This is a genomic window from Orrella daihaiensis, assembly GCF_022811525.1.
In the GTDB taxonomy this organism is placed as follows: Bacteria; Pseudomonadota; Gammaproteobacteria; order Burkholderiales; family Burkholderiaceae_B; genus Algicoccus; species Algicoccus daihaiensis.
This window is the reverse complement of sequence record NZ_CP063982.1, coordinates 973,547-990,998: the sequence shown is the minus strand read 5'-3', so window position 1 is coordinate 990,998 and position 17,452 is coordinate 973,547. Positions and strand designations below refer to the sequence as shown.

The following is a 17,452-nucleotide window of genomic DNA, read 5'->3' as shown; positions in this document are numbered from 1 at the left end:
GCTTACGATCAACGTATCGTAATTACTTTGCCTGTCCGTCCTGTTGATTTGAAGCAACCTGCTCAGGACGATTGTTGGACAAACCCCAAACCCAAGCGGTCAACATGCGCACTTGCTCAGGTGTCAGATGTCCGCCCTGAGGAGGCATCTGATTATTGCGACCTTTCATAATGGCCTCGACGATGCGTTGCTCCGAGCTGCCATAAAGCCAGACACCGTCTGTCAGGTTGGGAGCACCCAACATCTTGTTGCCCTTGCCTTCAGCGCCGTGGCAAGCCGCACATTGAGCCATATAAGTGCGCTGACCCTTGATCGCTGCCAACTGATTATGTGCCAGACCAGACAGGGAACGAACATACTGCGCCGTATCAGCAGCAGCAGACGCATCGATCACACCTGTGAAAGCTGGCATGATGCCGTGACGTCCATTGACAATCGTGTGCTCAATTGCCTCAGGTGTCCTGCCCCACTGTGAGTCGCCTTCGACCAGGTTTGGGAAGCTCGGGCTACCCTTGGCATCTGAACCGTGACACTGCGCACAGTTGTTCAAGAAAAGACGCTGACCGATTTGCTGCGCTTCAGGGTTAGCGGCAATCTGCTGGATCGTCATTTCATCGAACTTGGCATAAAGTGGACGCACTGAAGCCAAGTGTTTTGCCTGAGCCTGCTCCACTTCGTCTGCCGAGGTGTAACTCAAAACCCCTGGATAGCCCCCTAGCCCTGGGAACAAGACCAGATAGCCTAGACCAAAGGCACAAAAGCCCAAGTACATGACAATCCACCAGCGAGGAATCGGGTTGTTCAGTTCACGCAGATTGCCGTCCCAAACATGACCCGTATCCGTGACCTCTTCTTCCTTGCTGTTTTTGAGGTACTTCTTTTGGCTATTGAGTAACCAGATACACCAAACGATACCAATCACAGTAACGGCGGCGATCCACCAACTCCAGAATCCACTATCGAAATCGCTCATGACTATTTAACCTCACCATTTTTGCTTTGCTCACTTGGTTTGCCCTCATCGGGTAAGTCAAATGGCAAGTTGGCTGCCTCTTCATTGGCCTTTTTGCGCCCTGGCGAAAACGCCCACCAAACAATCCCAAAAAACACCACCATGGCCAGAACGGTACCTACTGCATTGAGTACGCCCATTTCAGTTCTCCGCCTTCTTGTCGTTAGCGATTGCGGCTTGACGCTGCATTGCTGCGTTGCGCACACCAACACCCAAGCTCTGGAGATAAGCGACCACAGCATCTTCCTCCGTCTTGCCGACCAAGGCTTCAGGAGCCTGTTCAATCTGCTCATCGGTATACGGCACGCCTAGCTTACGCAGGGCCACCATGCGCTCTTGAACGTTCAAGCCTTGAACCGTATTTTTGGCAAGCCAGGGATAATTGGGCATGTTGGACTCGGGTACGACGTCACGTGGGTTACGCAAGTGGATCCGATGCCACTCATCTGAATAACGTCCACCGATACGCGCCAGATCCGGCCCAGTGCGTTTTGAGCCCCAAAGGAATGGGTGATCAAAGACAGACTCACCCGCAACCGAGTACGGACCGTAGCGCTGAACTTCAGCGCGCAGCATACGAACCTGTTGTGAGTGACAACCTACACAACCTTCGCGGATGTAGAGATCACGCCCAATCAGCTCAAGCGGTTGATAGGGTTTGACGCCAGGCGCCGGTTCAGTGGTGCTGTGCTGAAAAAACAGCGGCACAATCTGAACCAGACCCGCAAACATCACCACCACGATACTGGCAATAATCAGCAAGCCGATATTCTTTTCCAGCGTCTCGTGTGAGAAGAAAGGTTTTTTTTCGTTAGCCATTTCTCTATACCTATATATCAAGCAGCACTAGCGGCAGGACGGATCGGATCCTGGGTCTCTGTGGGCACCAAGGGGTTAACCGCTTTGGCGCCAACCACCGTTCTGAACACGTTGTAGGCCATCAGGCAGATACCGAAGAGGTACAACGTTCCACCGAGCAGACGAATCGCATAGAACGGATAGGTCGCCTTAACCGACTCTACAAAGCTGTATGTCAAAGTGCCATCCGGTTCTGTTGCTCTCCACATGAGACCCTGCATCACACCGGCAATCCACATGGCTGCGATGTATAGAACCACACCGATCGTTGCCACCCAGAAGTGAGTTTCAACCAAGCGCATGCTCCACATACGGTCCTTGCCCCATAGGCGCGGAATCAGGTAGTACAGTGAGCCAAACGTGATCATGGCGACCCAACCCAAGGCACCCGAGTGCACGTGACCAATCGTCCAGTCGGTGTAATGCGACAAGGCGTTGACGGTGCGGATTGACATCATTGAGCCTTCGAATGTCGACATCCCGTAGAACGAGAGCGACACCACCAGGAATTTCAAAATCGGATCAGTACGCAATTTGTACCAAGCGCCTGACAACGTCATGATGCCGTTAATCATGCCACCCCAGGACGGTGCCAAGAGGATCAGGGAGAAAACCATACCCAGCGCTTGGGTCCAGTCCGGCAAGGAGGTGTAGAGCAGGTGGTGAGGACCAGCCCACATGTAGGTGAAGTTCAACGCCCAAAAGTGAACGATGGACAGGCGATAGGAATAGATCGGCCGCTCAGCCTGCTTGGGGATGAAGTAATACATCATGCCCAAAAAGCTCGTGGTCAGGAAAAAACCCACTGCATTGTGGCCGTACCACCACTGCGTCATGGCATCTTGCACGCCGGCATAGATTGAATAGGACTTCCATCCCAGCAGGCTGACTGGCAGCTCGAGGTTGTTAACGATATGCAACAGTGCAATCGTCAGGATGTAAACGCCAAAAAACCAGTTAGCCACATAGATGTGTTTGACACGACGCTTGATAATCGTGCCAAAAAAGACAATAGCGTACGCGACCCAAATCAGTGTGATCAATATGTCGATTGGCCACTCAAGTTCAGCGTACTCTTTGCTGCTGGTAAATCCCATGGGCAAGGTGATGGCTGCGCCCACGATGACCAACTGCCACCCCCAAAACGTGAAGGCTGCAAGCTTGTCCGAGAACAAACGCACCTGCGAGGTACGCTGCACCACATAATAGGATGCGGCAAACAAAGCACAGCCACCAAACGCAAAAATCACCGCGTTGGTATGCAGTGGCCGCAAGCGACCGAATGTCAGCCAGGGCGTATCAAAATTCAGTGCCGGCCAGATCATCTGCGCAGCGATCAACATACCAACAGCCATGCCGACAATGCCCCAGACCACTGTCATGATCGCGAATTGCCGCACTACTTTGTAATTAAACGATTCGGCTGTTGTGGCCTTGGTTGACGACCCGGAAGTCGTCGTCGGCTCAAACGAACCTACCATCGTCCCTTGTACGCTAGCCATGGTTTAAGTCCTCGGATTTTTAGTGATAGAAATTCTTATGTGTAATGATGCAGATCAATCGCCGATGCAGCTTTGATTTGGATCAAGCGGCTTTATTTTGGTGTGTCATCGTCTTGCAAAATAGATCTTCCGGCATCGTCCGGATCGTCATATTGACCAGAGAACACCGCCCACCAGAGCACTGCGCCAATCAACACAATGAAAAGCAGCGACAGTGGCAAAAGGAAATAAAGGACTTCCAAAATTCAATCTTCAGGTTCGGGCCAGATGGGTGTAATCCGGCGTTGAGCCACTGGACTCGGGCTCACGATACAGACGCCATGCATTGATCGTCACTGCAATTGATGACACGAACATCGCCAAAGCTGCCAGCCACGGCGTCACAAAACCCAAGGCAGCCAAAGGAGTGCTCACCAAGTGAAAGATGACCGAGCCATAAAGGTTTTGACGGGTCACCCGTCGTGCGCCGGCAAATAAGCGATTCGTTTGCGCTTCGGTCATATCAGGATAGGCGGCAAGCGTGGCGTTAGCGGCAGCCAAAGACACTGGCGCAGACATTGACAATGCGCAAGGACAACTCATCACCAGCAAAGAAACCATGACCGGCAAGGCATAGTCAGGATCAATGACCCACCACACCAATGCGACGACAAACGCGATAGCCAATTGGACCACCACAAACCACATGGCAACCTTGTCAGCGTGTTGCAACAAAGGCCCGCGTAGTTGTTGCAGCCTGTCCGAATAGCGCGAACTATCAACGGATTGTCTGGCCCGAAGCTCAAAGAATCGGGCGGTTAATAAAAACGCCACAAACATGGTGACTGAATCGAAATAAACTTCACCTTGACCCAGCAAGGTGGCAATCACGCTAGGTACAAATGCAGCAATCATGCTCACGGCCACCGGCACATCCATGGTGATGTGGCGCTCGCGCCAGGCTTGAGCAACGCCCTTCCAGATGGGCCAAGCCGAGTAAAGAATTACTGGCACCGTCAGAGCCAGGCTAGCCCAGTTCATTAAAAAAATGGCCCAATCCAGCACATCCAGATTGTCATGCCCGAAAGTCTCCTGTCGCAGGTAACCGGGCAATGCGAACATCATGACCTGCATCATGGCAAGCCATGCAAGCCCCAAGCGAACGAGCGTGCGCCTGCGTGACATCATTTCGTCAACGGTCAATGGGCGATTCAAGGCGAAGATGGACTTTGGCATAGCTGAAATACTAAACAGGCCACAAAATCCTGGCCTTGATCTATATCAACTTTGCCTGTTCCAATGCAATCGGCCACCAAACGTGGTGGCCGATTGATTGACGGGTCCTGTGTAACGACCGTCTTAACTAGCAACAAACAACTTAGGCGTGCGCCTCTTCGAACTGAGCTTCTTCGGTTGAACCGGTCAACGCTGTGGTGGACGCTTGGCCACCTTCAATGGTTTGCGTCACCGCATCGAAGTAGCCTGTACCGACCTCACGCTGATGTTTCACAGCGGTGAAACCACGATCGGCCGCTGCAAATTCTTTCTGTTGCAGCTCAACAAACGCCGACATGTTCTCACGTGCATACTTATAGGCCAGATCAAACATACCGTAGTTCAGCGCGTGGAAGCCCGCGAGCGTGATGAACTGGAACTTGTAACCCATGGCACCTAATTCACGCTGGAACTTCGAAATAGTTGCGTCATCGAGGTTTTTCTTCCAGTTAAATGAAGGCGAGCAGTTGTAAGCCAGCAGCTTGCCAGGGAACTGGCGGTGAATGGCCTCAGCGAACTTGCGGGCGTATTCAAGATTAGGCGTGGCGGTCTCGCACCAGATAAGATCCGCATACGGTGCATAGGCCAGACCACGGCTAATGCCTTGATCAATGCCAGCGCGCGTGCGGAAGAAACCCTCAACCGTGCGCTCACCCGTCATGAACGGACGATCGTTATCATCAATATCGCTGGTCACCAAATCTGCAGCGTCAGCGTCAGTGCGCGCCAGCAACACAGTGGGGACACCCATCACGTCGGCAGCCAAACGTGCGGCGCTTAGCTTGCTGACCGCTTCGCGAGTGGGTACCAGCACCTTGCCACCCATGTGACCACACTTCTTGACTGAGGCTAACTGGTCTTCGAAGTGAACGCCACTGGCACCGGCTTCGATCATGGCCTTCATCAGCTCAAAAGCGTTCAGAACGCCACCAAACCCGGCTTCAGCATCTGCCACAATCGGTGCAAGGAAATCGATGTAGCCATCATCGCCCGGATTCTTACCTTCCATCCACTGGATCTGATCACAGCGTTGCAAAGCATTGTTGATACGGCGAACCACCATGGGCACCGAGTTCGCGGGATACAGTGATTGGTCAGGATACATCTCGCCTGCCAGGTTGGCATCGCCGGCTACCTGCCAGCCAGAGAGATAAATGCCTTTCAAACCAGCCTTGATCTGCTGCATAGCCTGGTTACCAGTCAGTGCACCAAGCGTATTGATGAAAGGCTCGGTATTCAACAGGTTCCAAAGCTTTTCTGAACCCTGCCGGGCCAGCGTATGCTCAACCAACGTCGAGCCACGCAGGCGCACAACATCCTCAGCGCTATAGTCGCGCTTGATGCCTTGCCAGCGTGGGTTTTCTGCCCATTCTTTCTGCAGAGCGCGGATGGCGGTTTCACGAGTGTTCATTTCCAATCTCCTGAAGGTTTCAATAAGAATTAAAAAAACAAAAAAGAATTCGGTGAAGCTTGGGAATAAGTCTACCGGTCTTGTGCAACGCAAACAGCTCTTATGTCTTATATAAGACAATATTTTATTTCTATAAAATTCAATAGGTTATAATTTTTATTTCATGATAAGAAATCATTTTTAGGTTTGTGAAATGACCGATTGACGCAGCGCATCAATTCATTTTGTATTGTGAAACGCGAGTTTCACAAAATGAAATTGACGCACACTACAATGCGGGACATGAAGTCACCCGAGCTCCCAACCCACGATCAAGCACTCCCGCTAGGCAAGGACAGTCGCTATCCGAGCCACTATGATCCGTCTTTGCTTTATCCGATTGCACGCTCACTCGGTCGGGATGCCATTGGCTTATCAGCAAACAGCTTGCCTTTTATTGGCTGGGACTTGTGGCGTGGCTACGAACTTTCCTGGCTAAACCTCAATGGCCTGCCTTGCACCGCCATACTCAAGGTCTGGGTGCCTGCGACGAGTGCGAACATTGTTGAGTCTAAATCTTTCAAGCTGTACCTGAATAGCTTGAACAACGAGCGGTTCTCATCGATTCACAGCCTGCAAGAACGAATCGAGGCAGACATTGACGCTGCCGCTGGGGCCAAGGTCAAGACGCAGATCATCACGCCAGATCGATTCAACCAAGAGCCAGTCTCAGAACCTGGCCAAGACAGCAAGTGTCTTGATGATCAAGATATCAGCATCAACGAATATGAACCCAACCCCAATTTATTGAGACTGGCGTCAGACAAGCTGATCTCTGAATCGGTGTTCTCTCGCTTGTTGAAATCCAATTGCCCTGTAACCGGTCAACCTGACTGGGGTAGCCTGCACATAACCTATCGAGGCCGGGCGATCGATCACGCCACCCTACTTCGCTATATCGTGTCGTTTCGGCAACATCAGGGATTTCATGAGCAATGCGTTGAGCAAATGTTTTGTGACATCATGACCCATTGTCAACCGCAAAGCCTGTCGATTTACGCGCGCTACACCCGCAGAGGCGGCATGGACATTAACCCATGGCGCGCCACACCAGACACCGCTGAGCCTAATTTGTTGCGTAGCGCCCAACAGTAGGTCCCCGACCTGCGCGACCAATCTGATTGGCCAAGAGCGCGGCGACGACAAAGGCGACCGCTGCACCTAACCAGGGACCGCTGCGCACGCCAGCATCCAGTAACAGACCAAACATGATAGGGCCAAGCGCCGAGCCGACATCAAGTCCGGAGTAGACCAAACCGTAAACGGATCCGACCGACTTTTTAGGGGTCACTTTGCGCACCAGCATATCGCGAGACGGCGCAGACAGTCCGGAGAAAAAGCCTGCCAGTGCCATTGCGAGAGCAGCGAGCGCCAGCGGCACCCAACCAGAGGCCAACAGCACGAATACCGCTGCCGCGGCAATCAAGGAAGCAAACACCACCAATTCGCTTTTGAGTGTGGCATTTACCAGGAAACCCCCGGCTAGCATTCCTAAAATCTGTCCCGCCATATAACCTGATAGCACCGTACCGGCGGCAACCACCGACATGCCATAAATCTCACCCATCAGTGGAATGGTGTAGTTCTGCACCGCAGAAAACGCGACCGTCGCACATACAAAAAATAGAAATGCACCCCACAGTGCCGGTGAACCCAAGAGCTGCAACAAGACAGCTACCAGGCCTGGCCCAGATGAATCGCCAGCCACGGCTGCTTGCGCCGACCCATCGCGCGTACCTTGCACAAACAGGGAATCTTTACCCCACAACAGTCCCAGCAAAATAATCGCCATCAGCGCTGCCACGCCGAAGGCGGCCACACGCCAGCCGAGCCACTCGGCCACACTGACCACAAATAGGGGTGACAAAGCCCAGCCCAGCGTGCCGGTCAGATTGTGGGCGCTAAATGCATGTCCGAGCCGATTGGGCGTGACCCTGTGGTTCAGAATAGAAAAGTCGGCCGGGTGAAACACCGAGTTGCCAATACCACCCACAATCGCGGCTAGCATCAGCGTGCCATATCCACCGGCGGTGCCCAACAAGACCGCTGACACCACAAAGGTGGCCATACCGAACCAGAGCACCGGGCGCGGGCCAATGCGATCAACGATAAAGCCCGATGCGATCTGCCCCAAACCAGACACTACAAAAAACACGGTCATTAACAATCCAAGCTGGGCAAAATCCAAGCCAAAGGCATTACCCAATGGCACAAACAGGCTCGGAATGACTAGTTGAAAGAAATGCGAACCTGCATGTGCCGAGCCAACCAGTCCAATGGTTCTCCAGTCGTCTCGGGCCGAGGGCCCCGGCGAGCTTTGCATCGGTGGCAAGGTGGCAGTCTGGCTCACGAGGTGTTGTCCTGAAAAAAGAGTGGAGCTCGCTTATGTGCGGGCCTGGATTTCAGGCCAGGCTTTCTTAAGGTAGTAAAACATCGACCAAACCGTCAAGGCCGCCGCCACCCAGATCAGCACCTGTCCAATCAGCGCAACGGGCAAATCCAACCAATCCTGATGGTGTAACAGACAAGGGATGGCAATCATCTGCGCAGCCGTTTTGAACTTACCCAGCCAATGCACAGCAACACTAGCGCCCGCACCAATCTGTGCCATCCACTCGCGCAAAGCTGAAATCGCAATCTCTCGGCCAATAATCACCAAAGCCACCAAGCTGCCCACACGGTCCAGATGCAACAACACCAGCAGTGCTGCGGCCACCATGAGTTTGTCAGCCACCGGATCGAGAAACGCACCAAATGATGAGGTTTGGTTCCAACGCCTAGCCAACCAACCGTCAAGCCAGTCTGTCAGTGCGGCAACCACGAATAGCCAGGCCGCGACTGCATCGCGCAAGCCCATTGGCAAAATAGCATCCGGCACATAAAACAGCGCAACGAAGAACGGAATGATGGCGATGCGTAACCAAGTCAGCGCAATCGGAAAATTAAACGGCATATCGTGTCACTTTTGCAGCGGCCAATGTAACTATCTTACAGAAAGTTTTAGCCAATAACTCACTCGTGCAGGGCAGCATAAATGCGTTTGGCTAAATCCAGCGAGATACCCTCCACCGAAGCCAGTTGCTCCACACTCGCAGCACCCACGCCTGCCAGCCCACCGAAACGATTCAGAAGCTTCTGCCGACGTTTGGCCCCCACGCCTTCAATATCCTGTAGCCTTGATCCCTGGCGAGCCTTTGCACGTTTGGCGCGCATGCCTGTAATCGCAAACCGGTGAGCCTCGTCGCGTATCTGGGCAATCAGCATCAGTGCAGCCGAGGCTGCGCCGAGCACCAATGGTGGTCTGCCGTCAGCAAACACGAGCGTCTCCAGACCAGTCTTGCGGTTTTCTCCTTTTGCCACACCAATCAGGACACTCAAGTCCAAGCCGTATTCCTCAAACACTTGGCGTGCCACCTGGACTTGACCCTTGCCACCGTCAATCAACACCAGGTTGGGCATACTCATCTGCCCATCAGCCACTTTGGCGTAACGACGTGTGAGGACCTGACGCATCGCTGCGTAATCGTCACCTGGGGTGATGCCTTCGATGTTGTAGCGACGATAAAGTGACGGTTGCATCTCGTGATGATGAAACACCACGCAAGACGCTTGTGTAGCCTCACCTGCGGTGTGACTGATATCAAAGCATTCAATGCGCAACTCTTCAAGCGACTGTTGATCAGTTTCAAGACTCAAGGTCTCGGCCAAAGACAGTGTTCTGGCATGACGCGCACCGCCTTCGGTCAATGCCCGAACCAGAGCAAGCTGCGCGTTATGGCTGGCTTGTTCAAGCCAAGAGCGGCGAACCCCCTGCGGGCGAGTCAACAGACGGGTCTTGCCGTGAGATGCGGCACTTAACAGTGCCACGATTGATTCATCCTTTGGTGCAGTGGACGCCACAATAACCGGGGGTAGCGCATGTTCAACATAGTGCTGCGCCATAAAGACTTCCAGAATGTCACCGGCGTCATCATCATTCAGATGAGCAGGGAAAAATGCACGATCCCCCAGATGACGGCCGTTTCGAATCATGGCAAGATTGACGCATGCTTTGCCACCCGCCATGGCGATGGCAATCACATCGGTATCCTGACCATCAGAATGCTCCATGGTCTGCTGCTGTAAAACCCGAGACAGGGCCGACATCTGATCCCTCAAGGCAGCAGCCTGCTCAAACTCCAGTGCCTCAGAGGCTGCGAGCATACGCTCTTCGATATCGTGCAGCACCACTTGAGTCTGACCTTTTAAAAACTGGGTCGCACGCTTGACATCATGCTCATAGTCCTGGAGGCTGATGTGTCCCACGCATGGGCCCGAACAACGATTGATTTGATACAGCAGACATGGCCGGGTACGGTTGGCGTAGACCGTGTCTTCGCATGTGCGCAAGCGAAACACCTTTTGCAGGATCTGAATGGTTTCACGTACCGCCCAGGCATTGGGATATGGCCCAAAAAACTGTCCTGGCCTCTGTGTCGAACCACGGTAATAGTTAATCCTGGGAGCTGCATGGTCTGAGACCATTAGATAAGGGTAGGACTTGTCGTCTCGAAACAGAATGTTGTAACGAGGCTTGAGCTGCTTGATGAGATTGTTTTCAAGGAGGAGCGCCTGAGCCTCAGATGGAGTGACCGTCACCTCAATATTGGCCACGCGCGCCACCATGTGGGCAATGCGTGGACTGTGGCCTGTCTTTTGAAAATAGGAGCTGACGCGCTTTTTAAGGTCTCGTGCTTTGCCAACATAAAGCACCTCGCCACTGGCGTCCAGATGTCGATATACCCCAGGCAGGTGAGGCAAGCCTGCTAGTAGCGCCTTAATGTCGGCTTGGGCAGTGTCTGGCGTTTGCGCATCGGCATCGCCAGACACATCTGTATCAGTCGTTGGTTTGCTCATCCACGCTTTGTACCAGAGCCAGCGCGTGCTGATAAGCCGGCCAGCGAGCCAATGCTGACCACTTGCGCGCCTTCAGTTTAGGGACGAGCCTTGAGAGCCGCTCAACCGACTTACCCTTAAGCTCATGCCTGAAATGTGTCAGGAGCTCATCGACCAGATCAGGTCGGTTACACACCAACACCATGTCACAACCTGCACCCAATGCTGCCTTAGCTCTCGCGGTGATGTCGCCAGCCACAGTCGCACCCTCCATGGTCAGGTCATCTGAAAACACCACACCCTCATAATGAAGTTGCCCGCGCAAAATTTCCTGTATCCACTTCTGCGAGAATCCCGCAGGCTTGTCATCGACCTTGGGATAGATAACGTGAGCCGGCATGACTGCAGGCACTACCAGATCGCTCAGCCAAAGATAAGGTGCGGCATCGTCCTTCAAAATACGGGCCAGCGTCCGATTGTCAACTGGGATTTCATGGTGCGAGTCAGCCGTCACCGCCCCATGCCCCGGGAAATGCTTACCGCATGCAGCCATGCCAACCATCGCCATGCCCTGCACTAGGGCGCGCGCCAGCATCGCGACCACTCTGGGATCTCGATGAAACGCACGGTCCCCAATCACTTTGCTCACGCCATAATCCAAATCAAGTACCGGCGCAAAGCTCAGGTCCACACCACAGGCACGCAACTCGGCGGCCATCACCAGGCCACAAGCAGTCGCCAGTGACATCGCCCGCATCGGATCTTGCATCCAGACCTGCCCAAGCTTGGCCATCGCTGGCAGATGGGTAAAACCATCTGCCCTAAATCTTTGCACTCGCCCACCCTCGTGATCGACGGCAATCAGCAACTTGGGGGTTTTTAATTTATGGATTTGACGCGTGAGCTTGCGCAACTGCGCACGGTCTTCAAAGTGGCGCGCAAACAGAATCACACCGCCCACCAGGGGATGCAACAAGCGCTCGCGATCTTCGTCGCTCAAGCGTGGGCCAACAATATCGATCATCACGGGGCCACGGCGACTCTGATGGGTTTTTGATAACTGTTTCATTGGCTAAATTCCGGCAAGGGGACGATTTCTCCACGCAACCCAGCAAGCTTGGCCTGGACCATGGCCGCTTTCATATTACGAATGGCTGTTTGCCAGCCATCAAAAATTGACTGCGCCACGATGGCATGACCGATATTTAATTCGGCAATACCAGGCAAGGCAGCAATAGGCGCTACGTTACCGTAATGTAGCCCGTGACCGGCGTTGACCTTGATTCCCAAGCCAACTGCCTGGGCGATCGCTGTTTTTAGGCGTTCAATCTCAGCCTGTGCTTGCGCATGATTTTGAGCTTCAGCGTAGGCACCCGTGTGCAACTCGATAATGCGAGCACCGGTACGATGCGCCGCCTCTATTTGGGCAGCATCAGGATCAATGAATAGTGACACACGGATGCCAGCAGCGTGTAATTTTTCGACTGCGCCACCAACGGTGTCAAAACCACCCACCACATCCAGGCCCCCTTCAGTGGTCAGTTCAGTGCGCTTCTCAGGCACCAGACAGACGTCATGCGGCTGAACATCAAGGGCAATATCCAGCATTTCGCCAGTAACCGCACATTCAAGATTCATGCGGGTTAGCAATTGTGGGCGTAAGGCGTAGACATCCGCATCTTGAATATGCCGTCGGTCTTCACGTAAATGCAGGGTGATCAAATCAGCACCCGCCTGCTCGGCGAGCAATGCTGCCTGGATGGGATCCGGGTACGCGGTGTGGCGCTGTTGGCGCAAGGTGGCGACGTGATCAATGTTGACGCCTAAGTCGATCATGATGGATTCGTATCTATGAGAGTTGATGGTTGACTGTTTTTAGATTGTACGGCTGAAGCCTCAAAACCACCGCCTAACGCCTTATATAGATTGATACGGTTCGATACGGTTTCAAACCCCGTTAAAACCTGCTGAACCCGCGCGTTAAAGAGCTGGATTTCAGCGACCTGTACCTCTAGAAAGCTGCTGATGCCATTAAAGAAACGGGCATTGCTCAAATCGAGAAATTTCTGCGCTGCCGCCGTCTCGGCTGCTCGGGCTTGTAGCTGTGCATTTAAGGTCGCCTCCCCAGACAAGGCATCAGCCACCTCGCGGAATGCCTGTTGAATTTGACGCTCGTAACTGGCAATCGCAGCGCGTTGGGCTGCCTCTGACTGTGCCAGACTGGCCTGTAGACTGCCGCCGGTAAAAATCGGCACGCTGATCGACGGCGTGAAAGCCCAGGCACCGCTACCCGACTTGAATAAGTTACCTAGCTGTGTGCTGGCAGTACCCACACTACCCGTCAAGCTGATGTTAGGCAGGAATGCCGCGCGTGCAGCACCAATATTGGCATTGGCTGCCAGCAACTGGTTTTCTGCGGCACGAATATCAGGGCGTTGCACCAAGAGCTCCGAAGGCAAGCCAGCCGGGATATTGGCTAGCAGCTCGGCATCATCGAAATCAACAGGCGATGGACCCATATCAGGGACGGGCTTACCAATCAAAACGCTCAAGGCATTTCGTGCGGTTTGTTCGTCTCGGATGTAACGCGCAAGGTCAGCGGCAGCTGCGTCCACCAGCACTTTGGCTTGTACCGTGTCCATCTCAGAAGCCACGCCATTGGTGAAGCGGGCTTTGACCAGCTGATAGCTGGTCTGGCGCGCTTTAAGTGTCTGTTGGGTCAAAGCAACGAGCGCCTGAGCCAGACGCAAACGAAAGTATTGAACAGCAGTATCCGAAACCAGAGTGATCTGGACTGCCCTGGCTCCCTCAGCCGTGGCTAGATACTGCTGGAACGCAGCTTCCGACAAATTACGCAAACGACCGAACAAATCGAGCTCAAATGTCGTGACTGCCACACCGGCTGCGTACTGGCTGGTGATGACATTAGGACCCACACCGAAGGCAGGACTGCGCTGGCGGGCCCCTGTGAAACCAGCCCCCAGGGTGGGAAACATCTCCCCGCGCTGTATCCCCCAAATCGCCTGCGCCTCATCCATTCGAGCCACCGCAATTTGCAGATCACGATTATTGGCAAGCGCAATCGATATGAGTGACTGCAAGGTCTGATCAGGAAAAAAAGTCTGCCATGGCATGTCTGCAGCGCTTTCAGAGCCCGGTGCAATCACCTCTGGTGCCACGGTCTGGCGTGACACGCTGCCAGTGGCCGCATCAAAACTTAGTTGCGGTTGCTCAGGAAAGCTCGATGGCACAGGCATCTCGGGCTGCTGATACTTGGGCGCGAGATTACAGCCAGCCACTGCAATGGCGGACACTAAAACGATTGGTACCAAAGGCTTCATGACTTACCCCCCGAGCTACCGGAGGCGCCATGCAAGCGGCTGACTTTGGTCTTGAAGAATTTCAATACCGTGACGAAGAAAATCGGCACAAAAATGACAGCAAATGGCGTAGCCGCCAGCATGCCACCAAGCACACCAAAGCCCACGGCCTGTTGACTAGCTGCACCCGCACCTGATGCCAGCGTCAATGGCACAACACCAAGAATGAAGGCAAAGGAAGTCATCAGAATGGGACGAAAACGCAGTCGGGCAGCTTCGACAGCCGCCTCGTACAGACCCATGCCCTGCGCATGCAGATCTTTGGCGAACTCGACAATCAAAATGGCATTCTTAGCGGAAAGACCAATCACGGTCACCATCCCCACTTGAAAGTACACATCGTTATTCATGCCAAGTGCCGAAATCAATGCAACCGCACCCAGCATGCCCAAGGGCACCACGAGCATGACCGACAGCGGGATCGCCCAGCTTTCGTATAGTGCGGCCAACACCAGAAATACCGTGATGATGGCCAAGGCCATCAGAATCGGGGCCTGTGCACCAGCCTGAATTTCCTGATAAGACAAACCAGTCCATTCAAACCCATAGCCCTCGGGCAGCTCAGCCATCAGACCTTGCATCGCGTCCATGGCTTGTCCAGACGAATAACCAGGCGCAGCGCTACCAGAAATCCGAATCGAATCGTAGCTGTTGTAGCGCACGACTTGGGTAGGACCTTGATCCCATTGCACATCAATAAATGAGGCCAATGGCACCAATTCGCCACGCGCGTTACGCGCATTCAGATTCATGATGTCAGCAACGCTGTCACGGAACGCCTGATCAGCCTGCACCCAGACATTTTGCATCCAACCCGTGTTGGGAAACTTGCCCAGATACTGGCCACCCATGGCTGTACCCAGGGTGGCGGCTGCCTCCTGAAAGCTCACTCCCATGGCAGCCAGCTTGTCTCGGTCAATCGAGATGCTCAGCTGGGCACCCGGGCCCAACCCAGAGATACGCACTTGAGAGAGGATCGGGTTTTGTGCTGCCAAAGCCAACATCTGACCAGCCGCTTGCAACAAAGCCGGATAACCTGCGCCCGACCGATCCTGCAAGCGGAAATCAAAACCGCTGGCATTGCCCAGCGAAGAGATCGCTGGTGGAATCACCGCAAATACCAGTGCATCGGGTATGGATCCCAGCAGCATGCCAGTGGCTTTGCCGGCAATCGCCATCGCTGAATCACCTGGTCCTTGCCGCTCATCAAACGGTTTAAGTGGCACGAACGCCAAGGCTGCATTCAAGCCGTTGCCATTAAAACTAAAACCACGGACCGCGACAATATCCTCTGTGGTCGGCTCGTTCAAAAAGTAATTCTCAACCTGGTTGATCACTTCCATGGTGCGCGTGGATGATGACCCAGAGGGCAACTCGATGTTTACAATGATGTAGCCCTGATCCTCCTCAGGCAAAAATGCACCTGGCAAGCGCACATACAAGTAACCCATCAGTGCCACAAGCAACACAAAGATCGTCATATAACGACCGGGTCGATGAATCAGGTGGCTGACCATGCCCTCATAGTTGGTCGTGGTCTTGTGAAAACTACGGTTAAACCAGCCAAAAAATCCACGCTTTTCTTCATGATGGCCTTTGCCAATGGGCTTCAAAATCGTGGCACAAAGCGCTGGCGTAAACGACAGCGCCAGAAAACCCGAGAACAAAATTGACACCGACATGGCCACAGCAAACTGACGGTAGATCACGCCTACCGATCCAGCCATAAATGCCAGGGGCAGGAATACCACCGTCAACACCACGGTGATACCCACGATGGCGCCCGAGATCTGGGGCATGGCTTTGATGGTCGCCTCGCGTGGCGATAACCCCTCTTCGGCCATGATGCGCTCGACATTCTCAACCACCACAATCGCATCATCGACCAAAATGCCAATGGCTAACACCATCGCGAACATGGTCAGCACATTGACCGAAAAACCAAACGTGTTCATGACTGCAAAGGCACCCATCATGGCCACCGGCACCACCAGTGCCGGGATGACTGTGTAGCGTACGTTCTGCAAAAAAACGAACATCACGATAAACACCAGCACCATGGCCTCAAACAGTGTGTGAACCACCTGCTCGATCGATGCTTGAACGTAGGGCGCTGTGTTGTATGGAATCGCATAAGAAATATCGCCCGGGAAGAACTGCGCGAGTTCCTGCATTCGGGCCTGAACGCCCTCTGCTGTTTCAAGTGCATTGGCACCCGGTGCCAACACCACCGCAAATGCCGCTGTCGGCTTGGCATTCAGACGGGCACCAAACTGATAGTTGTCGGCACCGATTTCGACTCGCGCCACATCCTTCAGGCGCACTGACGATCCATCGGTGTTGGCGCGAATCACCACATTCTCAAAATCCGCCACATCGGTAAGCTGGCCATTACTGGTGATGTTGGCGGCTACCCGCTGACTCTCTGGATTGGGCGGTCCACCCAGAACACCCGCAGGAATCAGAATATTCTGGGAGCGAATGGCGTTATTGACCTCCTGTACACTTAGATCAAGCCCCACCAGTTTGTCAGGGTCGATCCAGATGCGCATAGCACGCGGCGCAGCAAACAGCTGGAACCGGCCTACGCCCGGCACCCGCGAGATCGGGTTTTGTACGTTGCGCTTGATGTAATCGGCTAACGCAGTGGCATCCAGATCGCCATCAGAAGACAAGGTCACCACCATCAAGAAACCCGAGCTGGTTTGCTCAAATTTCAAGCCCTGCAAATTCACGGCGTCAGGTAATTGGGCAGCCACGTTGGAGACACGATTTTGCACATCCACCTGGGCAAGGTCCGGATCGGTACCAGGCTCAAACGTTGCCGTGATCTGCGCTTGTCCATTGGAGTCACTGACCGACTCGTAATAGATCAAACCCTTTGCGCCATTGAGCTCATTCTCGATGATACTGGTCACCGACTCGGCCACTTCCGCGGCCGAAGCCCCGGGGTAAGTGGCAGAAATCTGAATCGCCGGTGGCGCCACATCGGGGTACTGCGCCACTGGCATGGTTCGAAGCGACAACAAACCGATTGCGGTGATCAGGATAGCCACCACCCACGCAAAAATCGGCCGATGAATAAAAAACTGAGACATGTGATCGCCTATCGAAACTGCTT

General features: G+C 53.7%; 15 protein-coding genes. 1 reads left to right on the top strand and 14 read right to left on the bottom strand.

Annotated elements, in window-relative coordinates:
* Positions 1-22: 22 nt before the first annotated feature.
* The 7 genes from ccoP to aceA form a co-directional block, all read right to left on the bottom strand.
* Positions 23-973, bottom strand: a complete 951-nt coding sequence (ccoP, locus tag DHf2319_RS04795; RefSeq protein ID WP_243479679.1) for a cytochrome-c oxidase, cbb3-type subunit III — start codon at positions 971-973, stop codon at positions 23-25.
* A gap of 2 nt (positions 974-975) precedes the next feature.
* Positions 976-1,152 (bottom strand): cbb3-type cytochrome oxidase subunit 3, encoded by a 177-nt coding sequence (locus tag DHf2319_RS04790; RefSeq protein WP_243479678.1) that lies wholly within the window; start codon positions 1,150-1,152, stop codon positions 976-978.
* A gap of 1 nt (position 1,153) precedes the next feature.
* Positions 1,154-1,831 (bottom strand): cytochrome-c oxidase, cbb3-type subunit II, encoded by a 678-nt coding sequence (gene ccoO, locus DHf2319_RS04785; RefSeq protein WP_243479677.1) that lies wholly within the window; start codon positions 1,829-1,831, stop codon positions 1,154-1,156.
* A 17-nt stretch (positions 1,832-1,848) separates the two neighbouring features.
* On the bottom strand, positions 1,849-3,351 hold the full coding sequence (gene ccoN / locus DHf2319_RS04780; protein ID WP_243480011.1) for a cytochrome-c oxidase, cbb3-type subunit I: 1,503 nt from the start codon (positions 3,349-3,351) through the stop codon (positions 1,849-1,851).
* Positions 3,352-3,464: 113 nt separating this feature from the next.
* Positions 3,465-3,614 carry a cbb3-type cytochrome oxidase assembly protein CcoS gene (gene ccoS / locus DHf2319_RS04775; RefSeq protein WP_243479676.1) on the bottom strand — a complete coding sequence of 50 codons (150 nt, stop codon included), beginning with the start codon at positions 3,612-3,614 and terminating at the stop codon, positions 3,465-3,467.
* Between the two features lie 10 nt (positions 3,615-3,624).
* Positions 3,625-4,587, bottom strand: coding sequence for a P-type ATPase actuator domain-containing protein (locus tag DHf2319_RS04770; RefSeq protein ID WP_243479675.1), 963 nt, complete (start codon positions 4,585-4,587; stop codon positions 3,625-3,627).
* Positions 4,588-4,729: 142 nt separating this feature from the next.
* Complete coding sequence (gene aceA, locus DHf2319_RS04765; protein ID WP_243479674.1) at positions 4,730-6,037, bottom strand: isocitrate lyase; 1,308 nt, start codon at positions 6,035-6,037, stop codon at positions 4,730-4,732.
* Between the two features lie 282 nt (positions 6,038-6,319).
* Here aceA and queF point away from each other — a divergent pair, with 282 nt between their 5' ends.
* Positions 6,320-7,171 (top strand): NADPH-dependent 7-cyano-7-deazaguanine reductase QueF, encoded by an 852-nt coding sequence (gene queF / locus DHf2319_RS04760; RefSeq protein ID WP_243479673.1) that lies wholly within the window; start codon positions 6,320-6,322, stop codon positions 7,169-7,171.
* On the opposite strand, the gene DHf2319_RS04755 is transcribed toward queF, so the two are convergent.
* From DHf2319_RS04755 to DHf2319_RS04725, 7 genes are read right to left on the bottom strand one after another with little or no spacing between them, the layout of a single operon-like run.
* Entirely contained in the window at positions 7,143-8,399 is a 1,257-nt protein-coding gene (locus DHf2319_RS04755; protein WP_243480010.1) for an MFS transporter, read from the bottom strand. The genes queF and DHf2319_RS04755 overlap by 29 nt on opposite strands.
* 60 nt (positions 8,400-8,459) lie before the next feature.
* Positions 8,460-9,029, bottom strand: a complete 570-nt coding sequence (gene pgsA, locus DHf2319_RS04750) for a CDP-diacylglycerol--glycerol-3-phosphate 3-phosphatidyltransferase (protein ID WP_243479672.1) — start codon at positions 9,027-9,029, stop codon at positions 8,460-8,462.
* A gap of 59 nt (positions 9,030-9,088) precedes the next feature.
* A complete protein-coding gene (gene uvrC, locus DHf2319_RS04745; protein WP_243479671.1) occupies positions 9,089-10,972 on the bottom strand; it encodes an excinuclease ABC subunit UvrC in 1,884 nt (627 codons plus the stop codon).
* Complete coding sequence (gene nagZ, locus DHf2319_RS04740) at positions 10,953-12,020, bottom strand: beta-N-acetylhexosaminidase (protein ID WP_243479670.1); 1,068 nt, start codon at positions 12,018-12,020, stop codon at positions 10,953-10,955. Before nagZ ends, uvrC begins: the two co-directional genes overlap by 20 nt.
* Positions 12,017-12,787 (bottom strand): pyridoxine 5'-phosphate synthase, encoded by a 771-nt coding sequence (gene pdxJ / locus DHf2319_RS04735; RefSeq protein WP_243479669.1) that lies wholly within the window; start codon positions 12,785-12,787, stop codon positions 12,017-12,019. The genes nagZ and pdxJ overlap by 4 nt, the downstream gene beginning before the upstream one ends.
* Complete coding sequence (locus DHf2319_RS04730; protein WP_243479668.1) at positions 12,784-14,292, bottom strand: efflux transporter outer membrane subunit; 1,509 nt, start codon at positions 14,290-14,292, stop codon at positions 12,784-12,786. The genes pdxJ and DHf2319_RS04730 overlap by 4 nt, the downstream gene beginning before the upstream one ends.
* A complete protein-coding gene (locus tag DHf2319_RS04725) occupies positions 14,289-17,429 on the bottom strand; it encodes a multidrug efflux RND transporter permease subunit (RefSeq protein WP_243479667.1) in 3,141 nt (1,046 codons plus the stop codon). Before DHf2319_RS04725 ends, DHf2319_RS04730 begins: the two co-directional genes overlap by 4 nt.
* Between the last annotated feature and the right edge of the window lie 23 nt (positions 17,430-17,452).